This is a genomic window from Gemmata obscuriglobus, assembly GCF_008065095.1.
Taxonomy (GTDB): Bacteria; Planctomycetota; Planctomycetia; order Gemmatales; family Gemmataceae; genus Gemmata; species Gemmata obscuriglobus.
This window is the reverse complement of record NZ_CP042911.1, coordinates 219,300-240,972: the sequence shown is the minus strand read 5'-3', so window position 1 is coordinate 240,972 and position 21,673 is coordinate 219,300. Positions and strand designations below refer to the sequence as shown.

The following is a 21,673-nucleotide window of genomic DNA, read 5'->3' as shown; positions in this document are numbered from 1 at the left end:
GGCACATGATTTGCTTATAAATGAAGCTAAAATCTTATTGGTCCAACTCGGACTTGTGTTCCGTGCGGAAGCCGGAACCGGAGCTGCCCGGTTCGCCCAGAACGAGGAACCGCCAGATGGACAACATCCGCGTGCTGCTGGCCGACGACCACGCGGTCGTGCGCGAGGGGCTGAAGGCGCTCATCAGCGCCGAGCCCGGTATGGAACTCGTGGGCGAGGCGAGCGACGGCCGTGCGGCCGTTACGCTCACCACAGAACTGGACCCGGATGTGGTGGTGGTGGACGTGTCGATGCCCGAGCTGAACGGGGCCGAGGTAACCGCACACCTGCGGGCCGAGCGGCCGGACCGCAAGGTGCTCGCACTGACGGTACACGAGGACCGCGGGTACATGCGGCGGTTGCTCGAGGCCGGGGCCGCCGGGTACGTGCTCAAGCGGGCCGCCCCGTCCGAACTGGTGCAGGCGATTCGAGCGGTCGCCGGCGGCGGCACCTACCTGGACCCGGCGCTGGCGACCGGGGAATTGAGCGAGGTCAACGATCCGGCACGCGATGCCGGCGGCACAGGGGCCGACCTGAGCGAGCGCGAGACCGAAGTGGTGCGGCTCATTGCCTTGGGGTACAGTAACAAGGAGATCGCGGGCCGGCTCAAGCTGTCGGTGAAGACCGTCGAGACGTACAAGACGCGGTCGATGGAAAAGCTCGGGGTGCGCACCCGGGTGGACATCGTCCAGTACGCCGCCCGCCGCGGGTGGCTCGTCACCACATGAGCCGCTGAGCGTTCGCTTTCCGCCGGTTGATGCCTGGAAGACAGAAGCCGTTCCGTGTGGTGCCAACCCTTATTTGCGCGGCATGCGCACGCCCCGCTCTGCAAGGAGCGCGCGCACGGACCGGGCGGCCGTCTGGTGCTTTGCGGCCCGCAACTCGTGCCACTCTAACACCCCGCGTAGTTCCTCTGCGGCTGCGAGAAACTGTCGGATGAGCTGCTCTTCGTTCGGTGCTCCGTCGACTGTTCCGCAGCCGCGCGGGGACGGTTCCGGGGCGGGAGCCGGTGAATTTTCCTCTTTCTTGATCACACTCACGCACCCTTCCGATTCGACGAATGCAGACTTCACCTGCGTCACATCATCGACGCCGTTCTCACGGAGTTGGGCACTCAGCTCGTCACCGGTGATCCCTTCCGCGTCGAGGTTTTCGCGAACGGGCTTGCCGTCCTTCACGATCTGGACCGGTTCGGGTTCGAGCAGCCGTCGGAGGCGCGGCCATCGTCCCGCCAAGCGGTCAAGGACGTAGTTCCAAAACAGCAACGCGCTTGCGGTCACTAACCCGTTCGGGACCGAGTTCGCGTTGGCTGACAGGACGTTAGAAACGCACTCGGACACTAGCACCACGAGCATCACGTCGGGGAGCCCAATCGATCCGCCCTGGCGTTTGAGCGCGACCCGAAACAGTACGATCAGCGAGAGGTAAATCACCGAGCCGCGGAGGAACGACTCCGCGAGTGCGGCATCAGGGATCAGCACTTGTGCCCAGTCCGGGGAGTTAAAAGCGGGCATTGCGACCTCCTCCTGCCGAGCGCCGGGCAACCCGCGTGCCGGGGTGATGTGTTCCCGTATCCGCGCACGCCGGTGCTCGCCGAGTAACAGGCCATGGCACCAAGTGTCGGGAATGGCCGACAATCAGGCACGGTAGAGAAGAAGCGGCGGGTCCACGGCGAGGAAATTGCCACGGCAGTGACGCGTAAAGCAAAACCGATCGCCCGCGCAGGGCGGCGCTATTCAACCGGAGTCACTACATGGCGAAGACACTTACCGACTTGTTTCACGATCAGCTCCAAGACGCTTACAGCGCCGAAACGCAAATCACGGCGGCACTACCGAAGATGGCAAAAGCTGCGACCTCGCCCGAACTCAAAGCCGGGTTCGAGCACCACCTGACGGAGACCAAGCAGCAACTCGCCCGGCTCGAGCGCGTGTGCGCGATGGTGGGGTGCAAGACCGGCTCGAACACGTGCGAGGCGACCGAGGGACTGATCGAAGAAGGCGAGGAGATTATGGGCCTGGGTCTCGAGGCCCAGACCCAAGACGCGGGCCTGATCGCCGCGGCGCAGAAGGTCGAGCATTACGAGATCGCGCTGTACGGGACGCTGTGCACGTTCGCTAAACAACTCGGCCATACTGACGCCGCTGCGCTGCTGCACGAGACGCTCGAAGAGGAAAAGCGCATCGACCAAAAGTTGACCGCGCTCGCGGAGCGCGGGATCAACCAGAAGGCCAACAAGTAATTGTCCGTCGGCCAGCGGTTCACGTCGCGCCCGCCGGGTGCTGTTTCGCCTTCGGCAGCAACAGCACTCCGACGAGCACCAGCGTGACCACCGCGACCGCATAGGGCAGCGTGCGCGACGGCTCCGTCTGGAACAGAATCGACCCGAAGAACGGCCCCAAGATGCGCCCCAGGGACGCGAACGCTTGGTTCACCCCCAGCACCTCGCCCTGCCGCGTCGGATCGGATCGCTTCGACACCAGCGCCGAAACCGACGGGTTCACGAACGCGAACCCGATCACGGCGAGCGAGATCGACAGATAGAACCCGACCGTTAGCTGGGCGGCCGAGACGGTGCCGTCGGCCTTCCACTGGTATGCCGCGAACGCGACCAGCCCGACCGCGCCCAACCCCGCGACCATCAGCACCAGTCCGAACCGGAGCAGCGCCTCCTCGGACCGCTTTTTCACCATAGGGCGGTACGCGCCGCCCGCGAACGTGAGCACCGCGCCCACCGCCGCAAACACCAAAAGGTTCTCGCGGATGTTGGTCATCCCGAGGGCGTCGCGGGTCAGCAGCGCGAGCGTGGCTTCGAAATTCGCGAACGCAAATATGGCCATGAAGTAGATCAGCACCAGCGCGCCCACGGTCGGCATCTTCAGCACCTCAACGGACCGCGCCACGCTGAAAAAGTCTTTGCCGGCTTTATGCTCCGGGTTCCGCGTCTCCTTGAACGCGAGTACCGCGACCAGAAGCGCGACGAGTGACAGCCCGGACGCGAGCACCCCGACGCCCCACGGCTGCTCGTCGAACAGCTCCAGCCCGAAAAAGCCGACCAGCGGTCCGAACGTGAACCCCGCTCCAAACGCGATCCCGATCAGCGCCATCCCCTTCGCGCGCTTCTCGGGCGGCGTGCAGTCCGCGATCACAGCCGCGGCGGTGCCGACGCTCGCGCCGGCGATCCCGGCCCCGACCCGCGACAGCAGCATGAGCCCGAGCGCCAGTTCCGCGCGGGCCGAGTCGAGCGTCACCGCGAACCCGTACAGGGCGTAAAAAACTACCGATCCGAGGAGGCTGAGGAGCAGCACCGGGCGCCGGCCGATCCGGTCCGAGACGCGCCCCCACACCGGGCTGAACACGAACTGCATCAGTGAGAAGACAGCGAACAGCACCCCGATCACCGCACCGCGGGCGGCCGCGGCCAGTTCGAGGTGAGCCAGGTACGGCTCCACTTGGCGCGGCATAACGGGCAGGACGATGCCGAACCCGAGCAAGTCAATGAACACGACCAGCCAGACGATGCCGAGCGCGCCCCGGTTGGGGACAGGGCGGGCCGGGGCGCCGGGGGCGGGGGCCGCGGGGGGAGTGTCGTTCATGCGGAGAAGATACGGCTTAACGCCGCGCCCGGATAGCGCCGGCGACGGACCGGGATGGCAGGGGCGAAATGGCTTGCGGCCGCTGTGACCGGTCCTTAGGTTAAATTGGGCGCCGTTGCCTCAACCGCCATCCGGACCACCATGGCCGAATCTTACTGCCGGCCCCGCCGCCGCGCCCTGATGCTCGGTGCCGTGCTGGCTGTGTTGGCGATCGGCGGGCCGGCCCGTGCCGAACCGCTCCCCGAAGCGGAGCGGTTGGCCGGGTTGCGGTACGACTGGCACCGGCAGCACGCCCGGCGGGAGGCCGCCGGGTGGGAGGCCGACCTCATTTCGCCCCCGCGCCCGGTCGACCGATCGGTCGGGCAGACGCAAGACCCGTCGGTGCTGGTCAACGAACTGGTCCCCATACTCGGCAGAGACTACGACGCACTCCGCGACGCCGCGCTGAGGATGTCGGAGTCGGCGCGGGCGCGGGCGGACGCCGCGCGGCGCGAGTGGGAAGAGGTGTACAAGCAAAAGGTCGCGTTCCACCGGTACGCGGACCAGCAGCAGACGGCCTACGGGTTCGACCTCGAGGCCGGTACGCACCGCTCATTTCAGCTCACCCCCGCCGATGTCGGGCTGCTGGTGTGCGCGGCGGTCGTGTTCGCGGTGGCGCGCGGGTTGGGCGCGCGGGCGCAGCGGGTGTCGCTTCGCCGCTTGCGGCGTGCCGCGGGCGTGGCACTGGTGCTGGTGCTCCCCGCTGTCTCAGGGTGCTCGCCCTCCTTCGACCCGGGCTTCGCCGTCTGGGCCGTGCGTGAAGAAGGCGAACTGACCGCCAGCACGAAGGAAGCGACCGCACGGGCCGAGGCGGCGGAAGCCGAGGCGGACAAAAAGTGGGCGGCCGCGGCCGACTCGTGGGCGAAATTGGTCGCCGCACCCGGGACATCCGCCGAAAAGGTGGTGCGTGAGGGCGAATCCCTCGTTTGGGAGCGGCTCCGATCCGCGGCGCGCGACGCGCGGCTTGCCGTCCGGTTCACGCAGGAAGCGGAAACCGATCAGGCCCAGCTCGCGATCGACCGAGCCAAACTCGATGAACTCCGGGGCGGCGCCCGGTGGCGGGCGATCGGGTTCGCGGCGGTTCGGTGCGGCGCGGCCGCGCTGCTGTTCGGGCTGGCGGTTCTGCCCTATCGGCACGCAGTGCGCACAGAGGCCGCCCGGATCAAAGCGGACGCGAAGAAGTGCCCCCGGTGCTTCAGCGAAAAGCTCGTGGTCGAGAAAACGGGCACGATTTCCGCACCCGAGGGGTTCGCCGCAGAAGACGAGGCCGCGACACGCCCGCGCTACCGGGCCGCGAACCGAAAGCCGCCGCAGCCGAAACGCAAACCCGGGCCGGCCACGGCGGAGCCCACCGAATCGGGATACGTCGAGTGCAAGACTTGCGGATTCAGGTTCTTGCGCAGCTACCAGCGCGTCCGCCGGCTCTGCTTCCCGGTGGTGGGCGTGCGGAACAGCGGCAAAACGCACCTGCTCGCGACCGCCTACGACAAGGTCCGTAAGCAGGTGGCCCCGACGGCCGCGACCATCATTGCGGCCCCCTCGCTCGGGGACGAGCGGTTCGACCTCTACATCGACCTCATCCTGAACCTGAAGCGCGACGCGGGCAACACCCTGCACGACGTGAACACCCCGCCGGACCCGGTTATGATGCACGTCCGGGATATCGATCCGGCGGGCGCCAACACCGCGCTAGTGAACCTGTTCGACTACTCGGGCGAGCTGGTGAACCAGAAGATCGACGTGGACCGCCTGAAGAAGCAGGCGGTTAAAATGGACGGGTTCATGCTGTTCCTCGACCCGACCCAGCTCGACGGGCGCAAGGGCGGGGTGACGCTCGACCGGCAACTGGCGGCACTGAACGAGTTTATGGCCGACATGCGGGAGGCGCGCCGGGTGGCGCCCGGGGACGTGATCCCGGTCCCGGTGGCGGTGGTGATCCCGAAGTTCGACCTGCTGGTGACCCGCAACCCGATCGCGGGCCAGTCGGTGCAGTTCGTCCGCAAGTTGTTGGGCGACCTGACGCCGGCGCAGCCGAAGCGCACCACCCTGGACCTTGTGCGGGAGCGCAGCGATCTGGTCGAGGACATGTTAGAGTTGATATTCCGCGGCGTGGACGTGCGGGCCGTCGTGGAGAGCTACTTCGGGAGGCAGGTGCTGTTCTTCCCAGTGTCGTCGGTGAGCCTGTTCGAGAACGAACTGGGGGTTGAGGACCTGTCGAAACGCACGATCGCGCCGTTTGGGGTAGCGGAGCCTTTCTTGTGGCTGCTCCACATGCACGGGTACGAGGTTTTCGCCGGTGAGCGGAGAGAGTGAGCCCTACAGGTCGAACGAATGCCAGTGGTTTCAAGGAGGTAAGGTGCTGATGAGATCGGTCGCGGGATCGAGACGCGCCGAGGTTACACCCGCCCGCTGACGCAGGCGGTTCGACGAACTGCGGTCGAACCGCCTGCGTCAGCGGGCGGGTGGCACGCATAACGAACTTGAAACGACTGAACGCCCGGTGGCTGGTTGCATTCGCGTGACGTTGGGGCGTGAGCCCCCGCTCGCCAGGCCAAAGGAACGTAGCAGGACAATGGCGAGCTGGCCCACACAGTCCGACTACAAGGACTCGCTCCAGAACCCGGACACCGCGTTCCGCGACCCGGATTTGCGGCAGAGCCAGGCGGAGCGCAGCCCGATGGGCGTGCCCCGCGCCCGCAGCGGCGCGTTCGCCAGCGTGTACAAGATGACCGGCCCTAAAGGGGTCGTCGCGCTCAAACTGTTCAACTTCCCCAACGAGGACCGGGCCCGGCGGTATAAGGCGGTGTCCGACTACCTCGAGCGGACGCTCGGGCCGAAGAAGCCGCCGTGCGTGGTCAAGTTCCAGTACCACACCGAGGGCATCCGCGTCGGGAAGGCGTGGTACCCGACCCTCACGATGGCCTGGGTGAAGGGGGTCGCGCTCGGCGAGTGGGTGCGCCAAACGACGGAACGGAAGGTGCCCGACGTCGCAGCCCTGAAGCGGATGGCCGAGAGCTGGGTCGGGCTGGTGCAGCAGCTCCAGGCGACGCAGATTGCGCACGGTGACCTCCAGCACGACAACGTGCTGGTGGTCAACGACGCCCCGGTGCTGGTCGACTACGACGGCATGTGCGTCCCGGCGCTGGCCCCCGCCGACCCGAAGCAGCGGCTCGACCAGTTGGAGTTCGGCAAGCCCGCGTACCAGCACCCGGCGCGGGCCGCGGAGCGGCTCGGCGCTGACCTCGACCACTTCTCGGCCTGGGTCGTCCTGGTCGCACTCCGCGCGATCGCCGCGGACCCGCAACTGTACGTGAAGTACGTCCTCAAGACGGACAACGAGAATCTGCTGTTCACCCCCGCGGACATGGAGCGGCCCGCGAAGTCGCAGCTCTGGCCGGACCTGATGCGGTCGAAGGACCCCGAGGTCGCGGAGTGGGCGCGGAACCTCCGCGCGTCGCTCAACAAGCCGTTCGCCCAGATCCCGCCATTCACCCTTGACCCGTTCGCCCGGCTCCGGGCGCTGCTCACGGTGTCCGCGCGCGACTGGGCGCAGATCGAGACGGAGACGGTCCGGCTCCAGCGCGCCGGGAAGGACCTGCCCGCGGACCTCAGGGGCGGCGCCGATCCCGTCGCCGCGCTGAAGGAGCTGTGCGACGCGCGAGTCAAGGACTGGCCCCGCATCGCGGCCGAGTGCGAACGGCTGCCGGCCGCCGGGCGTGCCCTTCCGCCCGACGTGCGCGTCACCTGCGACGCCGCGCGCCAGCGGGTCGCCGCCCGCGACGCGCTCAAGCGGGCGCTCGACGAGCGGAACCCGCGAGCGGCCGCCGCCGCGTACCAGCCCGCGCTGCTCGACGACTGGCTGGAGCCCCAAGTCCTGACCGCCGCGCGGGCCGCGGCCGGACAGGTCGCGCTGCTCGACGCGCTGAAGGCCGCGACCGTGAACCCGGGCGACGGGCGCACGCTCGTGAAGCTCTGGAGCGACTCGGCCCCAAAACTGTCGGGCGCCGCGGAGGCCCGCGCCTACGAGGCCGCCGCGAACGGCTGGCGCATCCGCATCCGCGCCGCCGACGCGTTCCTGGCGGCGTGCGCCAAGAACCCGCAAGTCGAGCGCGAGCTGGCCGACGCGTGGCAGGGGGTGCTCACGGCCGGCCCGCCGCACCCGTCTCTCACCCCCATACACCGCGCCCGCGGCGAGAACGCGGCCCGCTGGTGGCCGGCGCTGGAGAAGCTGCGCCGCGTCCCCGCCGTCGCGTCCCACGAGAACGACGCCAAGCTGGTCGCCGCCTGGGGGGACGGGGCGGGGCTCGGCGGGTGCGGCGAGGCGGCGCCGTTCGCCGCACGCGTGACCGAGGCCCGCGCCCGGCTCGCCCTCGTCGAGGCGCTGGACCGGGCGATCCGGAGCGCCGAACAGGGCGGCCCGGAGGAGGCGGTGCTCGCCGCGGCGGGCAAGCTGCCGCCGAACTACCCGCACCCGCACACCGTCCGGGTGCTCGAGGGCTCCGAGTCGGTGCAACTGCTGGCCGAGCTGCGCCGCGAGGCGGACCGGCCGCAGCCGTCGGACCGGGCCATCGCGACCGCCTACGACCGCCTCAAGGCGCGGAACCTCCGGTTCGCGGCCCGCCTCGACAAGGTGAACCCCGGGCTGTTCCGGCGGGCCGAGGAGGCGGTGGTGCGGCGCAAGCTGCTCGACCGGTTCGCGAGCATCGATCGCGAAGAGCGGCGCAAGGACCGGCAGGACCAGAAGTGGCTGGCGCTGTGGGGCGAACACGGGAAGCTGCTCACCGGGTGCGTGGACCGCGAGGAGCTGCGCGAGCGGCTCACGCTGGCCCGCGACCGGCTCGAGAAGTGGGCCAAGGTGTCCGAGGCGCTCAAGGCGCGCGACATGTTTACGCTGCTCGCGCGGCTCGGCGCGCCGGGGCCGGACCTCACGGACTACCCGCCGCTGGTGGCGCGGGCGGCCGAGGTGGGGGACCTGCTGGCGCGCGCGGAGCGGGTGGTCGCCATCCGGCAGCGGATCACGACCGGCAGCCCGCTCGCCCCCGAAGACATGGCCCTCTTGCGCGAGCACCACGACGCGTTCGACGCCGGGACGAGGGCCGCCATCGAAGCGCAGGTGCGCGCCCGGCTCGCGGGCGACGCGCGCCTGGTCCCGGCGTACCCCGCGTACACGATCACGGGCAAGCGCGGCGGGCTGGTGAAGGCGTGCTGGTCGTGGGGCGGGCACGGGCTGATCGCGCACTGCGTCGTCGCGGTGGACGCCCGGCGGTTCCTCACCGACCCGGCGGAAGCGGACCCGTACTCGCGCCTCAACTGCCTGGCCGAGAACCACCAGCGCGAGGGCGGCGGCGTCACGCTGGTGCCGCCCGCCGGCGCCACGCACGCCTACGTCACCGTGTGGCCGGTGGTGGAGCTGGGCTGGAAGACGATCTACGGACCCGCGCTCAACATCGGACCGGTCCCGGTCGGTTCCGGCACCGCGAGCCCGACCGGCACCCGCTGGTGACCGGCTCCGGTCCGGTGTGCGGCCCGCGAGTCGGTGCGAAAGCACCCAGGCTTGCTGATCCACGATCCGGTTAGTTGCGTCTGTTTCTTGTGGCACAGACATTCCTGTCTGTGCGGTGCGAAATGGCTGCACAGGCAGGAATGCCTGTGCCACAAAGACATGGGCCATAAACAGACATCCGCAACCGGACCATGAATGAGAGCAGTGGTCCTGAAGCTCAACGCACTGTTCGCGCCGCGAGCGGGCCGCGCACCGGACCAGAACGACATCAGCGGCTGTAATCACCGAACGCTCCCCATCGGATTCGGAACCTGGCACTTGAACACAGGGGACAGCACATGGGGCGCGTGCCGGAAGCGGGCGGTGACCAGTTCTACGTCACCCACTGCGCCGTCGCGGACAGCGTCCGGAACGACCCCGGGTACACCGTCCGCGCCGCGTCCGTCACCGACCCGGCCGCGCTCGACGCCGCGTTCCAGTACCCGCCCTACGAACTGCCCCTCGAACTGTGGCGCGACCCGCCGGCGCCCGAGTTCGCGCCACGTCGGCTGGCCCGCACCAAAGTCCCGAGGGGCGGTCGCGTGTGGGCCGTTCACTCGGCGTACCTCGCAAAAGACACCGTCGGCCGCGACCGCTCGTACTTCTCGCACCTGCTCCTGCTCCCCGCTGCCGAGCCCGCTGAGGTGCTGCGCTCCTGGGGGAGCGAGGAGTGGGTGACAAGTTACCCGCCCGCAGAATCGAAGGCACTGCCGCGCAACGCCGGGCTGCCCCCTGGCGAACTGGTGAACGACGACGCCCTCGCCGCGTTCCTGAACGACGGTGCCTCCGGCCCGACCGAACTGAGCCGGACCGTGTGCCCCTCGCGCCTCCGCGCCTCTGCGCCCGAGCGCCGCGCGCTGTTCGCCCGTATGCTCCGCGCGATGCTCCTACTTGCCGAGGAGGAGGACGCCGCACGCCGCCGGCTGTTCGTTCACGCCGAGCCCGGTCTGGTGGCCCTGCTCCTCTACGGTGCGGTGCGGCTGCTCCCGCCAGCCGTCACCGACGACCTGACGTTCAGCACGTTCGAGCCGCACCAGCGGAACCTGCGGGATTACAAGCTCGCGGAGGTGGTCGGCACGTACACCGGTAGCCCCGAGCGCGGGCTCGAACCGGACCTCGGCACCACCCGCGGCATCGCCCTCGACACCTTCGCGCCCGCCCGTTCGTCGCCCGAGCTGCGCGCACCGGACGGGGGCGATGCCGGCACTGGCCTCGCCGCGCTGGTCGAACTGGCGGCGGCCGGCGAGTGGGGCCTGTTACCCGCGGTGCGGCAAGCGGTCGGGCCGGACCCGAGCGGGCTGCCCCGCGCCGGCGCCGCGCTCGCCCGCACCCGCCGGTTGGCCCGCACCGACGCCGGAACCGCCAGCGTCGGCGACCTGCTCGCGCTCCAGGCCGACCCGCTCGCGCGGGAGGAGCTGGCCGCGCGAGTGACGCGCGTGTGGGCCGTGGTGAAGGAACCCGCGCTGGCGCGTCCCGACGTGAGGGCCGCGTTCCGCGAACTGATCGCCCGGCCCGAGCACGCCCGCGAGCTCTGGGAAGACGCGATCGCCGCGCTTTTGCGGGACGACCTCCGCCGCTGGGGCGCGTGCTGGTCGGCGCTGCGCGAGTCGGTCGGCGCGGACGAGGCGCGACGGCTGCTCGACAAGCTGGTGGGCCGCGAGAAGAACGAAGCGAAGCTGTCCCGGTTGCCCGTCGCCGCGCGGTCCGAGTTGCGGACCGCCTGCGCGGACGTGAACCAGTTCCCGCCCCGCGCGCTGCTGGTGCCCGTTACGGCGGGGGAACTGGAGCCGCTGCTCCACACGCAACCGGACTGGGCCGGGTACGTTGCGTTCGTGGTACTCGCGGACGATCGGTTCGACTGGCTCGCGCATGTACCGCCGCCCGATCGCGACACAATGCGGACCCACGCCCGCGAGTACCTCTTGGCCGCCCCTCCGGCCGCGGCCGCGGCGTACGTGCGCGCCGCGGGGCCGTTCCTCGATACCGAGCCCGCCCTGCTCACGACGCTGTTCGCGCCGTACACACCCGCAGCCGCCGGACTGATGGACCGGCTGCTCGCGGCCGGCGCTCTCGAACCGGGCGACTGGTTGAAGCTGTGCCACATCGTCGAAATGCTCCAGGGCGCGTGGGGCGATTTCCTTCTGGAGAACAACCGGCTCGCGCACCTGCTGGTCGGGTTCGGCGGTGACGGCGCCGGTCGCGACGTGTGGGCCGGGTACCTGGAACTGCTCAGCCCGGCGCTGCTGTCGCCGGACCTGCTCGGAGCTGCGAGTGGGGACGAAACGGTGGTCATCCACCGCTGGGAACGAAAGGTCCAGGCCCACCTGCGTCTCGCCGCCGAACGGCTGACCGCCAGCGGCGCGCGGCTGGTGCAGGCGCTGCCCCCGGGTGGCGTTGCGCGACTGTTCGCGGCGAACGCGCTGGTGAGGTGGGTGAATGACCCGACTGCGATTCCGCTCGATACCCCGGACGAAGTCCCGCAGGCCTGCGACACGTTCGGGGTGGAACGCATCGACCTTGTGCGGGTCGTGTACAAGCAACTCGGCGGCGCCGACCTCGCCCTGCCCGACGGGGCCGACGAACTGGCGCCGGTCGTCGAACTGTTCCGGGTGTGCTTCCCGACGGACGGGACGTTTAACGCCGCTCGACGGGTCGCGAGTGAGGCGGTGCGCCTTTCCGACGACGGCCCCACCCGCGCACGCGGCGCGCTGCAAGCGCACCTGATTCTCGCATGCGTGCCGGACATGAACCTCGCGGCGCTGATCGAGAGCGCGTCGCAGTCGACGGCGCTGGACCCGCTTGCGGTAGAGCGGCTGCGCCGGCAAATCTCGCGACCTCAAAAGAATGCCTCCCGATCGGCTTTTGTGCCCGACCGCGAAGAGCAATCGTCTGATGACGACGAGGACGACCGGCACTCGAAGGGCCGAAAAAAGCGGCACAAGAAGGCGAAGAAGAGCGGGTGCCTGGGGTTGGTGCTGTTCACGGTTGTGTTCATCGTGTTCCTGTTCGCCGTTTCTGGTCCATAGCAGTGAATTCGCCATGTCGCCCTCGCAATCAACCGCTCGGTCTCTGTTCGCTCGTGGGTACACCGCAGTGGCGCCCGGAGCAGTGTGCCTTCTCGCCGCCTGGGGCGTCGGCCAACTTGCTCGCGATACCACCTGGATCACCGGCGTCTGCTTCTACATCCCGTCGGTCGTCGTGGCCGCCGTTTTGGTCGCCATCGCGTTCATGTACGCCGCGACTGGAAGACGACGGGCGGCGCTCCTGGCTGCCGGCGGCGCGCTTCCGGTGGTCGCGTTCGTCGGCCTGATCGAGAACCGCGCCGAGTACATTCCGGCCGATGGCACGGGCCGATTTCGAGTCGTTCACTGGAACACGGCCGGGCGCCCGGCCCGATCGGGTGTCGGTGAACACCTCCTGGCAGAACGTGCGGATCTGTACGTGCTTACGGACGCGGTCAACGCCGCCCACGTCGGGGTGTTGCGTGATCAACTCGGAGCCGAATACCGAGCGGCCACTTTTGCGAACCTGGCCGTGGTCGGACGGGGCAACTTGCGCGCAGACGGATGGCTGGTTGACCGGGACGGATTCGAAGTCCAGGCCGTGACCTGGGCGCCGGACGGGTGCCCGATCACTCTGTTCGTACTCGATCTGCCGTCTAGCGTGTGGGTCGCTCGTAACCCGTTGCTGCGCGAGGTGAATGCGCTGATCGAGCGACACCGACCGGACCTGATCGTCGGCGACTTCAATGCCCCGCGCCGGTCCCGTGCCCTGACGGAGCTACCGGCCGGTTACGCTCACGCCTATTACACTGCCGGTGGCGGTTGGGGTGCAACTTGGCCCGTTCCGGTGCCGATCTACGACCTCGATCACTGTCTGCACGGCCCGCGGATAACTCCCGTCCGGTACCGACTTGGCGGGCTAAACAGTAGCAGTGACCACCGCTACCAGGTGTTCGATTTTTCGCTCGCTGCCGATTGAGTAAACCCCGATTGCCGCTACATCCGTTAGTTCTCGACCGATACCGAGGGTACGAAACGGGTCGCTCGTGTGGTAGCGATGCACCAGCGAACTACCAGCCGACCGCCAGCGACGAGCCCGCTGGCGCCCTCCGCTGCCCGGAGTACAAACCCACCCACCGAGGCTGATGGGATCAGGAACGCGTTCATACAACTCGGGGCGACGGCGACCAAAGTGTAGCTTCCTTCTGCATCCCCAGCGCTTTGCTCTCTGTGGCCGAACGACTGTCTCATCGGCCCCGGTTGCTCGTGTCGGGAAGTCACGAACCGCTACGGAGCGTCATCATCTGCGGCGCCCGGTTCGGCGCCGAGCGTTTTCAGCCGCGACCGCAGTTCCGCGATCTCGGCGGCAATGTTCTCGTCGCCCTCGTAGTCCTCCAACCGGCTGATGGCATCCAGCTTTTCGATGGCCAACCGCAGGTGGCGGTCGAGGTCCTCGACCGGCCAGATGTAGACCCGGCCGAGGGCGACGAGCATGTACGCCGCCGCCCGAATCTTGCCGGCGTATTCCTCGACGTCTTTGGTCTTGAGCGCCTTTTCGACCCGCTGCGCGAGTTTGGTGGCCGCGAAGAGATCGCCGAACCAGTCGGCCGCATCGTCGTTGTCCCAGGCCGCCCCGCCCCACGCGCCCATCTAAACCTCCGTGCCTCGGAAGGCTTCCGCCGAATTACGAACCCATCGGCAGGGTACGTCGCGGCTCGTCGTCCACCGCGCCGTGTTCGGCGTCTACGGCCTGCCCGGCGCGACTACCAGTCCCCGAGCACCTCGCCACCGGCCGGCGTCACCAACCCCCAGAACACCTCGGCCCGGATGCCCGCGCCGGCCGTGCGTACCGAACCGTCGCCCAGGCCAACTAGCATCCCGCCCATGTGCGGCGTCTGCGGTACGGACGGGTCGCAGTTCTCTGAAGTTGGTCGCACTTGAAAGGTCGCTCCCGGCCGGCTGGGGCTCACGCCGGGCGGGGCGCTGACGGGGTACACGTGCCCGAGGTTGTCACCGCCGAGAACTGGTCCCCCGTCAGCAAACGTTGCCCGGCCAAATATGGTGTTGGTGTAGTCCGATGCCGAACCACGACATTGGGCGTACCTCTCCGCAAACCATATCGTCTGGGAGAGCCCGTCTGGAAAGCCGGTATTGAGGGTCGGGCGGTTGGTGAACACGAAAGCGTTGGAACAGTAACTTGTAGCCGGGTCGTCCGACCGGTCCAGCACCAACGGCGCGCCACTCGTTGGATCAGAACCGTCGAGCGGCGCGCGGCGGGCCGCGAGCGTCGGGTCTGCTGGGCTGACGAGCATTCGAAAGTACCCGGTTGGGTAACCTATGCTCGGGTGCAGCACGGCGCCGTCCATACCTTTCGCCGCGGCCATGTGCGGGGTTGGACCGAATCGACGATGGCTGAGCCCACCATCGATCTCAGGCAATCGCCCAGATCGGGCTTCCGCGCGGGTGTGCAGTGCGAGCCCGATCTGCTTGAGGTTGTTCTGGCTCTGCAACCGGGCTGCCGCCTCCCGCACCTTCTGAACCGCGGGCAACAACAACCCGATCAAAACCCCAACGATGGCAACCACGACCAGCAGTTCCAGCAGCGACAGGCCCGGACGCAACGCGTCGCGCATGTGACGGACTCCTTCTCGTACCTGCTCCTTAACGTGGAGCGCCTTCCGACACATCACTTAGACGTAGACTTGATGTTCCTTGTACTTGATCGCACGCCGTCCGAGCAACCCTGATCGGCGCCTGGGATCGGCCACAACATACACCGGATGATCTGTCACACTCGAACGGCGGTGAGCCGCAAGGGTGGCTCGGTGGGAAGTCGCGGCGAGAAGGGGAACGCTAACAGTTTGAAGAACGAGTGGCAAGTCGTGCCGCGATTGAAAACGATCCAGAATAAGACAATACATTCACCTTTTTGGCGGTACCTCACAAACGAGTGCGATTTCTTCGGCATCCGTCATAACTTTGGTGTCGTGCGGCCGGCCCGGTTCATATCTCCTTCTGTGTGCTTCCCCAAGACATCTGTGGAGTTCACAGCGTGCGCACCCTCATCACCGGCGGGGCCGGGTTCATCGGTTCACACTTGTGCGAGCGGTTCCTGGCCGAGGGGCACGAAGTCATCGCAGTGGACAACCTGATCACCGGCGACCTGGCGAACCTGGACCACCTCCGTGTGAACCCGAAGTTTCGGTTCATCGGGCACGACATCTCGAACCCGCTGAAGGTGCGCGAGAAGCTGGACAACGTGCTGCACTTCGCCAGCCCGGCCAGCCCGGTCGATTACCTGGAGCACCCGATCCCCACGCTCAAGGTCGGGTCGCTGGGCACGCACAACACGCTGGGGCTGGCGAAGGCGCACGGCGCACGGTACCTGCTGGCGAGCACCAGCGAGGTGTACGGCGACCCGCTCGAGCACCCGCAAAAGGAGAGCTACTGGGGCAACGTGAACCCGGTCGGCGTGCGCGGCGTGTACGACGAGGCCAAGCGGTTCGCCGAGTCGATCACGATGGCGTACCACCGGGTCCACGGGGTGAACACGCACATCATCCGCATCTTCAACACCTACGGCGAGCGCATGCGGCTGAACGACGGCCGCGTGCTGCCGAACTTCATGTACCAGGCGCTGATGGGCGAGTCGATCACCGTTTACGGTAAGGGCGACCAGACCCGGAGCTTCCAGTACGTGTCGGACCTGGTCGAGGGGATCTGGCGGCTGCTGCCCACCGACCACCACGACCCGGTGAACCTGGGGAACCCAGCGGAGATCACGATCCTGGAGTTCGCGGAGGAGATCAAGAAGCTCGCGGGGAGCAAGAGCGAGATCGTGTTCAAGCCGCTCCCGCAGGACGACCCCAAGGTGCGCCAGCCCGACATCGCGCGCGCCCGGCAACTGCTGGGCTGGGAGCCGAAGGTGGGCCGCGACGAGGGGCTGAAGCGGACGATGGACTTCTTCCGCCGCAAGCTCGGAAAGTGACACGTCTCAAGAACAAAGGCGGTTTCACCGCAGAGGGCACGAGAGTACGCAGAGAGAAACAAACACCAAGGAGTGAGCAATTCCGCCTTGGTGCCTTCGTTCTCTCTGCGCGCTCTTGAGCCCTCTGCGGTGAAACCGCCTTTTCTGCTTCTCTGAACTCACCGCAGGCGCAGGAGCTTGTTCATCCGCTTTTCGAGCCGCTCCCACACCTCGCCGGCCGGTCGGCTCACGGCGGGCAGGTGGTCCGGAAAGTGGGTCAGTTTGCCGTCCGCGCTCACCTGGGCGAACCCGAACAGCGCCTCCGCCCACTGCGTGCCGTCGTCCCAGGGCATCCCGACCAGCCCGCACACGAGGTACGCGGAGGTGCGGTGGAGCACCGCACCCTGGATCTCAACCACTACGCCCACCGGCACCGGGCGCAGGCATTCCATGTTTAACACCCGGCGGAGCACCAGGTTCGCTTCCGGGCCGATGTGCTTCCACGCGGTCGCGTACCCGGCTTCCAGCACCAGCCGGAGCATCGCCCCGGCGTAGAGCGTGCCGTGGTGGTTCGCGTCGGCCGGTAAGACCAGCTTGTGACTGTGCGTAATTGCCATTGTGGGCAGCAGTTCGGGAGTAACGGGCGCCCGGTGCCGAAATCGTACCCGGTCCCGCCGAAAGAGTACACGCCGGTCTGCACCCGAGCGCCCGGCAGTAGACGAACCCGCACCGGTTCCGCACCATGACCGGAACCCGTTACCCGTTTATCGGTGGTTCATGACGACGCAGCGTACTCTCATCCTCCTGAAACCCGACGCCGTTCAGCGCCGTCTGGTCGGCGAGATCACCGCCCGTTTCGAGCGCAAGGGGTTGCGGCTCGCGGGCCTGAAGCTGGTGCAGGTGTCCCGCGAACTGGCCGAGAAGCACTACGCGGTCCACAAGGGTAAGCCGTTCTACGAGAGCCTGCTCACGTTCCTCACCAGCGGCCCGACGGTGGCGCTGGTGTGGGAAGGGCGTGAGGCGGTCGCGGTGTGCCGCACGCTGATGGGCATGACCGACGGCGCGAAGTCCCCCCCGGGCACGATCCGCGGCGATTTCGCGCTGAGCGTGCAGAACAACCTCGTTCACGGCAGCGACAGCCTGGAAAACGCGGCGATCGAAATCGCGCTGTGGTTCAAGGACGAGGAACTGGTGAGCTTCACCTCAACCGACGCCAACTGGGTCGCGTGACGCGTTCCAAGCGCCGGGCACACGCACAATCCGGCGTCTGCCCGGCACTCGCGCACAACCGGCGTAAACCGGCCTTCACGTCTCACACGCTGACATCCGCCGTGTGTTCAATTCCTCTCCGGCCCGGACCGCAGCCGAAAAGATGGCTGGACTGGGCAAGATTTCACGGAGAGCGAACATGAAGCGCATCCTGATTGCGGTGCTGGTGCAGGTATTGGTCGCGGGGCACGTGAACGCGGAATGGGTGAAGAAAAGCGGCACAACCGTTCCGACCGCGACTGTCAACCCGCTGAGCGTGACTCCGGCACCGGCGGTCGGGCAGTTGCAACCGATTGTGGGTTCGGTGCGCCGGACGAGTCACTTCACGAACCCGTTCACGCACAAGGCGAAATACAGTTACGGCACGTACAACCCGATCTCGGGTCAGTTCGGCACCGGCGTTTTTCGCCGCTAATCGAGCCACGCCGGCCCGTGTTACAATGACGGATACCAGCCGGCGGAGGGCATTCCGATGAGCACGATTCGTGGCATAATCCGGGACGGCAAAGTAGTCCTTGACGGGCCGGTCACCTTACCGGAAGGGACGCAGGTAACGATCGCAACGCCGCTCCCAGCAGATGATGACAACAGCCCCGAAGCGATCCAACGACGCCTCGTCCTGATGGACGCGTTCGGGGCGTGGATGTCGGAGGACGAACTCGCCGCTTGGGAACGCGTGCGAGCGGAAGATAAGGCGTTTCAACTATCGCAATGGGAGAAATGGTCCCGCGGGGGGAGTGGGCCGTGGCAGTGACCCGCTACCTACTCGATACCGGCATCGCCGGCTTGTACATCGCCCGTCGCGATCCCGTTTACTCTCGGGCACGGGACGAAGTGCGCCGCGGTAATGTGATCGGCATCTGCGTATCTGTCCTCGGGGAACTCTATTACGGAGCGGAAAACAGCACATCGCGTGAACGTGCCCTTCGCGGGCTCCGGGCCGCCCAGCCCTCGTTGCGAGTGTGGCCGTACACGAACGAAGCCGCAGAGGAGTACGGCCGGATCGCCGCGGAGTTGCGGCGCACCGGCCGGCCGATGCAACAAATCGACATTCAAATCGCGGCCATTGCCCTTTCACTCGGGAACTGCACGGTCGTGACCACCGATTCCGACCTTTCTGCGGTGCCGGGGTTGCGCGTCGAGAACTGGGCCGCGCCCGCACCGTGAGCGGCTGCCAAGCTTGCGACGCCGCGACAATCACGGCACAATCCCGGTGTCGAACCTGACCCGAACACCCAGCCGAGGTTTCGCCGTGGCCACAGCCGCCCCGACCCCGCCCGCGGAACGCGCCGCCGAGCTGCGCAAGCAACTCGACCACCACAACTACCTCTACTACGTCGAAGCCGCCCCGGTGATTTCGGACCGCGAGTTCGACACGCTTTTGAAGGAACTCGCGGACATCGAGCGGGCGAACCCGGGCTTAGTCACCCCCGACAGCCCGACGCAGCGGGTCGGCGGGCAGCCGATCCCGGGGTTCAAGCAGGTCACGCACAAGACCCCGATGCTCAGCATCGACAACAGCTACGACGAGGGCGACCTGCGCAAGTTCGACGCGGACGTGCGCAAAGCGGTCGGCCCGGGGGCCGCGGTCGATTACGTGACGGAGCTGAAGATCGACGGCGTGTCGATGTCGCTCACCTACGAGAACGGGGTGCTCGCGTTCGCCGCCACCCGGGGTAGCGGCACCGTCGGCGACGACGTGACCCACAACATCAAAACCATCGCCGCCATCCCGTTAAAGCTCAAAACGAGCAACCCGCCGGCAATCTTCGAGGTCCGCGGCGAAGTCTACATGACCCGCGGCGAACTGGCACGGATCAACGCGGAGCAGGCGAAGGGCAACCAGGAGCCGTACAAGAACGCCCGCAATCTCACCGCGGGGACGCTCAAGCTGAAAGACCCGCGCGAGTGCGCCACCCGGAAACTCGCGTTCTTCGCCTACGGGTCCGGCGACATCGGCGGGCTCGCCATCACGACCCAGGCCGCGATGCTCGCGAAGCTGAAGGAGTTCGGGTTCCCAGTGAACCCGCACGAGCGGGTGTGCGGCAGCATCGACGAGGTTATCGCCTACTGCCAGGAGTGGGAGCCGAAGCGCAAGGAACTGGCCTACGACACCGACGGCATCGTGGTGAAGGTGAACGACTGGGCACAGCGCGAGCGGATCGGGTACACCGCGAAGGTGCCCAAGTGGGCCAAGGCGTACAAGTTCGAAGCCGAGCAGGCGACGACGAAGCTCGGGAAGGTGGTGTTCTACCTCGGCAAGTTCGGCGAGCTGACCCCGGTCGCGACGTTCGACCCGCCCGTCCAACTGGCCGGCACCACGGTCACCCACGCCAGCATGCACAACGCGTCCTGGGTGGCCGAGCGTGACGTGCGAATCGGCGACACGGTGGTGGTGGAGAAAAAAGGCGAGATCATCCCCCAAGTGGTGGACGTGATAAAGGCCGACCGCACCGGCGCGGAGCAGGTCATCACGTGGCCGGACAAGTGCCCGAAGTGCGGCGGCCCCGTTGAGAAAGAGGAGTCGGCGACCAGCTACAACTTCATCTGCGCGAACACCGGCGTATGCCCCGCGCAACTGGCCAAGCGGCTCGAAGGGTTCGCCAAGAAAACGCGGATGGAGATCGACGGGCTCGGCCGTGAGGTGGCGGTCCAGCTCGTCGACACGGAACTCGTCAAATCCGTCGCCGACCTGTACCGGCTCACGAAGGCGCAACTGCTGGCGCTGGAGGGTTTCAAGGACAAAAAGGCACAGAACCTCCTGGACGGGATCGCGGCGAGCAAGGGGCGCGGGCTGGCGCGGCTGCTACCCGGGCTGACCATTTACATGGTCGGCGAGGCCATGTCCGACCTGCTGGTCGAAGAGTTCCCCGACATCGACCTGATCATCGCCGCCGCGCCCGAGGACCTGGCCCGGGTGAAGGGATTCGGGCCGAAACGCGCACAGTTCGTGCGGGCGTTCTTCGACAGTGAGAGCGGACGGCAACTGATCGCCGACCTGAAGCAGTTCGGCATCAAGATGACGCATGACAAGAAGGCAGCCCCGACCGGCGGCCTGCCGCTGGCCGGGAAAACTGTTGTCGTAACCGGTACGCTGGTTAATTACGATCGCATCGGGATCGAACAGGCAATCAAAGATGCGGGCGCCAAAGCGAGCGGCAGCGTTTCCAAGAAAACTGACTTCGTACTGGTGGGTGACAAGCCTGGTAGTAAAGCCGATAAAGCGAAAGAGCTTGGCGTCAAGATCATCAACGAGGCTGAGTTCCGACAAATGATCGGTGAAGGGTAAGTTCTCAGGTACGAAAGTGCGCGAGGGCGGGCGACCAAATCTCGATTTGGTCGCCCGCCCTCGCGCGCGTCCGCACTCACACCCGTTCGGGTTCGGTAACCCGCTGCCAGGATCGCTTCGTAAGCCCAATCAACCACCACCCGCTGACCATCCCGAGCACATATACCCCGATCACAAGTGCCGGCAGCGGGAGGTCGCCGTGCCAGGTTCCGGCACTGACGGCCGTGGTGTGGTTGTTTACGTACGTCAGATATCCCACGCCGCCGACGAGGGCGATCAAGAACAGTGCGCTCAGTAACCGCATGACTTTTCCCCCGATTGAAGTCTGAGAAACGAAACGCGTGAGGCCGCCACTCTGGTTTCCGATTCTTTTGGCGGGCCAGACCGGCGCTTCCCATTTCTCTGTGTGTTGAGGAGAAAGTTCGCATCCGCGGTGTCTGTGTAACCTGGGCGCGAACTGCAGCTCCGTTAGTCCCTAGTGCGAACGGGATACCAATCGCCCATCTTTTGTGGCACTTTTCTTGCTCACAACTTTACGTTGCCCCAGAAGCTACGGAGAACCGGCGATGCGCGACCGCTCCGATGATGCGACCGATCTGAGCACCAATTTGTTTGGCGGGGCGGCAACTCAGCCGCAATCGGTCGATCCGGCCGCCCTGCGGCGCGCGATGCGGTACGGCGAGCGCGCCCGCGAACAGTTCTGGGGGATGTCGTTTCGAGCTGTGGAAGCCGAACTGAGTTCCGGCTGGTATCAGCGCGGCGAAACCACCGAATGGGACTGGGTTCGTGCGGCCGTCCGTGTGGGGTTCGAGCAGGGCGAGGACGTGTGACACCGGTCGCGCGCAACCGCGCAAGATTTTTCACGAGGGGGCGGCGGGCTGAAACCCATCGCCCCCTCGCGTTTTCACTTCGGAGTAAAAGCACAAGACG

At 67.0% G+C, this 21,673-nt stretch carries 19 protein-coding genes; 13 read left to right on the top strand and 6 right to left on the bottom strand.

Annotated elements, in window-relative coordinates:
• Positions 1 to 116 precede the first annotated feature (116 nt).
• The gene (locus GobsT_RS01080; protein WP_010039667.1) at positions 117 to 767 is read left to right on the top strand and encodes a response regulator; all 651 of its coding nucleotides are present in this window, start codon (positions 117 to 119) and stop codon (positions 765 to 767) included.
• A 69-nt stretch (positions 768 to 836) separates the two neighbouring features.
• Here GobsT_RS01080 and GobsT_RS01075 read toward each other — a convergent pair whose 3' ends face one another.
• A complete protein-coding gene (locus tag GobsT_RS01075) occupies positions 837 to 1,553 on the bottom strand; it encodes a DUF421 domain-containing protein (RefSeq protein WP_010039670.1) in 717 nt (238 codons plus the stop codon).
• Between the two features lie 239 nt (positions 1,554 to 1,792).
• Here GobsT_RS01075 and GobsT_RS01070 point away from each other — a divergent pair, with 239 nt between their 5' ends.
• Positions 1,793 to 2,281, top strand: coding sequence for a YciE/YciF ferroxidase family protein (locus GobsT_RS01070; protein WP_010039673.1), 489 nt, complete (start codon positions 1,793 to 1,795; stop codon positions 2,279 to 2,281).
• Between the two features lie 19 nt (positions 2,282 to 2,300).
• Here GobsT_RS01070 and GobsT_RS01065 read toward each other — a convergent pair whose 3' ends face one another.
• A complete protein-coding gene (locus GobsT_RS01065) occupies positions 2,301 to 3,635 on the bottom strand; it encodes an MFS transporter (protein ID WP_010039674.1) in 1,335 nt (444 codons plus the stop codon).
• A gap of 141 nt (positions 3,636 to 3,776) precedes the next feature.
• Here GobsT_RS01065 and GobsT_RS01060 point away from each other — a divergent pair, with 141 nt between their 5' ends.
• The 4 genes from GobsT_RS01060 to GobsT_RS01045 all read left to right on the top strand — a co-directional run bounded on the left by GobsT_RS01060 (position 3,777) and on the right by GobsT_RS01045 (position 13,197).
• Positions 3,777 to 5,987 (top strand): TRAFAC clade GTPase domain-containing protein, encoded by a 2,211-nt coding sequence (locus tag GobsT_RS01060; protein WP_010039678.1) that lies wholly within the window; start codon positions 3,777 to 3,779, stop codon positions 5,985 to 5,987.
• Positions 5,988 to 6,246: 259 nt separating this feature from the next.
• Positions 6,247 to 9,177: a protein kinase family protein gene (locus GobsT_RS01055; RefSeq protein ID WP_010047929.1), complete on the top strand. Its 2,931-nt coding sequence runs from the start codon at positions 6,247 to 6,249 to the stop codon at positions 9,175 to 9,177.
• A 338-nt stretch (positions 9,178 to 9,515) separates the two neighbouring features.
• Positions 9,516 to 12,242, top strand: a complete 2,727-nt coding sequence (locus GobsT_RS01050; RefSeq protein WP_010047932.1) for a GAP1-N2 domain-containing protein — start codon at positions 9,516 to 9,518, stop codon at positions 12,240 to 12,242.
• An 82-nt stretch (positions 12,243 to 12,324) separates the two neighbouring features.
• The gene (locus GobsT_RS01045) at positions 12,325 to 13,197 is read left to right on the top strand and encodes an endonuclease/exonuclease/phosphatase family protein (protein WP_010047934.1); all 873 of its coding nucleotides are present in this window, start codon (positions 12,325 to 12,327) and stop codon (positions 13,195 to 13,197) included.
• Positions 13,198 to 13,505: 308 nt separating this feature from the next.
• On the opposite strand, the gene GobsT_RS01040 is transcribed toward GobsT_RS01045, so the two are convergent.
• Complete coding sequence (locus GobsT_RS01040) at positions 13,506 to 13,868, bottom strand: DUF4259 domain-containing protein (protein WP_010047937.1); 363 nt, start codon at positions 13,866 to 13,868, stop codon at positions 13,506 to 13,508.
• Positions 13,869 to 13,981: 113 nt separating this feature from the next.
• Positions 13,982 to 14,851, bottom strand: coding sequence for a DUF1559 family PulG-like putative transporter (locus tag GobsT_RS01035; RefSeq protein ID WP_010047939.1), 870 nt, complete (start codon positions 14,849 to 14,851; stop codon positions 13,982 to 13,984).
• 419 nt (positions 14,852 to 15,270) lie between these two features.
• Between GobsT_RS01035 and GobsT_RS01030 the strand changes: the two genes are divergently transcribed.
• On the top strand, positions 15,271 to 16,206 hold the full coding sequence (locus tag GobsT_RS01030; protein WP_010047942.1) for a UDP-glucuronic acid decarboxylase family protein: 936 nt from the start codon (positions 15,271 to 15,273) through the stop codon (positions 16,204 to 16,206).
• Positions 16,207 to 16,364: 158 nt separating this feature from the next.
• Here the strand turns inward: GobsT_RS01030 and GobsT_RS01025 are convergent, their stop codons facing one another.
• On the bottom strand, positions 16,365 to 16,802 hold the full coding sequence (locus tag GobsT_RS01025; protein ID WP_010050954.1) for an acyl-CoA thioesterase: 438 nt from the start codon (positions 16,800 to 16,802) through the stop codon (positions 16,365 to 16,367).
• Positions 16,803 to 16,962: 160 nt separating this feature from the next.
• Between GobsT_RS01025 and ndk the strand changes: the two genes are divergently transcribed.
• From ndk to ligA, 5 genes are all read left to right on the top strand, one after another.
• Entirely contained in the window at positions 16,963 to 17,415 is a 453-nt protein-coding gene (gene ndk, locus GobsT_RS01020) for a nucleoside-diphosphate kinase (protein WP_010050955.1), read from the top strand.
• Positions 17,416 to 17,593: 178 nt separating this feature from the next.
• Complete coding sequence (locus tag GobsT_RS01015; protein ID WP_010050957.1) at positions 17,594 to 17,869, top strand: hypothetical protein; 276 nt, start codon at positions 17,594 to 17,596, stop codon at positions 17,867 to 17,869.
• Between the two features lie 57 nt (positions 17,870 to 17,926).
• Entirely contained in the window at positions 17,927 to 18,208 is a 282-nt protein-coding gene (locus GobsT_RS01010) for a hypothetical protein (RefSeq protein WP_010050959.1), read from the top strand.
• Complete coding sequence (locus tag GobsT_RS01005) at positions 18,199 to 18,621, top strand: type II toxin-antitoxin system VapC family toxin (RefSeq protein ID WP_232068318.1); 423 nt, start codon at positions 18,199 to 18,201, stop codon at positions 18,619 to 18,621. The genes GobsT_RS01010 and GobsT_RS01005 overlap by 10 nt, the downstream gene beginning before the upstream one ends.
• An 85-nt stretch (positions 18,622 to 18,706) precedes the next feature.
• Complete coding sequence (gene ligA, locus GobsT_RS01000) at positions 18,707 to 20,743, top strand: NAD-dependent DNA ligase LigA (protein ID WP_010050963.1); 2,037 nt, start codon at positions 18,707 to 18,709, stop codon at positions 20,741 to 20,743.
• Positions 20,744 to 20,819: 76 nt separating this feature from the next.
• Here ligA and GobsT_RS00995 read toward each other — a convergent pair whose 3' ends face one another.
• Positions 20,820 to 21,047 (bottom strand): hypothetical protein, encoded by a 228-nt coding sequence (locus GobsT_RS00995; RefSeq protein ID WP_109571358.1) that lies wholly within the window; start codon positions 21,045 to 21,047, stop codon positions 20,820 to 20,822.
• A 262-nt stretch (positions 21,048 to 21,309) separates the two neighbouring features.
• Here GobsT_RS00995 and GobsT_RS00990 point away from each other — a divergent pair, with 262 nt between their 5' ends.
• Positions 21,310 to 21,573, top strand: coding sequence for a hypothetical protein (locus GobsT_RS00990; protein WP_010043236.1), 264 nt, complete (start codon positions 21,310 to 21,312; stop codon positions 21,571 to 21,573).
• The last annotated feature ends 100 nt before the right edge of the window (positions 21,574 to 21,673 follow it).

Bases quoted from the DNA above. Each gene is read 5' to 3' on its own strand.
- GobsT_RS00995 (WP_109571358.1), bottom strand. From the start codon at position 21,047: ATGCGGTTACTGAGCGCACTGTTCTTGATCGCCCTCGTCGGCGGCGTG.
- GobsT_RS01050 (WP_010047932.1), top strand. From the start codon at position 9,516: ATGGGGCGCGTGCCGGAAGCGGGCGGTGACCAGTTCTACGTCACCCAC.
- GobsT_RS01025 (WP_010050954.1), bottom strand. From the start codon at position 16,802: ATGGCAATTACGCACAGTCACAAGCTGGTCTTACCGGCCGACGCGAAC.
- GobsT_RS01080 (WP_010039667.1), top strand. From the start codon at position 117: ATGGACAACATCCGCGTGCTGCTGGCCGACGACCACGCGGTCGTGCGC.
- GobsT_RS01010 (WP_010050959.1), top strand. From the start codon at position 17,927: ATGAGCACGATTCGTGGCATAATCCGGGACGGCAAAGTAGTCCTTGAC.
- ndk (WP_010050955.1), top strand. From the start codon at position 16,963: ATGACGACGCAGCGTACTCTCATCCTCCTGAAACCCGACGCCGTTCAG.
- GobsT_RS01060 (WP_010039678.1), top strand. From the start codon at position 3,777: ATGGCCGAATCTTACTGCCGGCCCCGCCGCCGCGCCCTGATGCTCGGT.
- GobsT_RS01040 (WP_010047937.1), bottom strand. From the start codon at position 13,868: ATGGGCGCGTGGGGCGGGGCGGCCTGGGACAACGACGATGCGGCCGAC.
- GobsT_RS01075 (WP_010039670.1), bottom strand. From the start codon at position 1,553: ATGCCCGCTTTTAACTCCCCGGACTGGGCACAAGTGCTGATCCCTGAT.
- GobsT_RS01035 (WP_010047939.1), bottom strand. From the start codon at position 14,851: ATGCGCGACGCGTTGCGTCCGGGCCTGTCGCTGCTGGAACTGCTGGTC.
- GobsT_RS01070 (WP_010039673.1), top strand. From the start codon at position 1,793: ATGGCGAAGACACTTACCGACTTGTTTCACGATCAGCTCCAAGACGCT.
- GobsT_RS01055 (WP_010047929.1), top strand. From the start codon at position 6,247: ATGGCGAGCTGGCCCACACAGTCCGACTACAAGGACTCGCTCCAGAAC.
- GobsT_RS01065 (WP_010039674.1), bottom strand. From the start codon at position 3,635: ATGAACGACACTCCCCCCGCGGCCCCCGCCCCCGGCGCCCCGGCCCGC.
- GobsT_RS00990 (WP_010043236.1), top strand. From the start codon at position 21,310: ATGCGCGACCGCTCCGATGATGCGACCGATCTGAGCACCAATTTGTTT.
- GobsT_RS01015 (WP_010050957.1), top strand. From the start codon at position 17,594: ATGAAGCGCATCCTGATTGCGGTGCTGGTGCAGGTATTGGTCGCGGGG.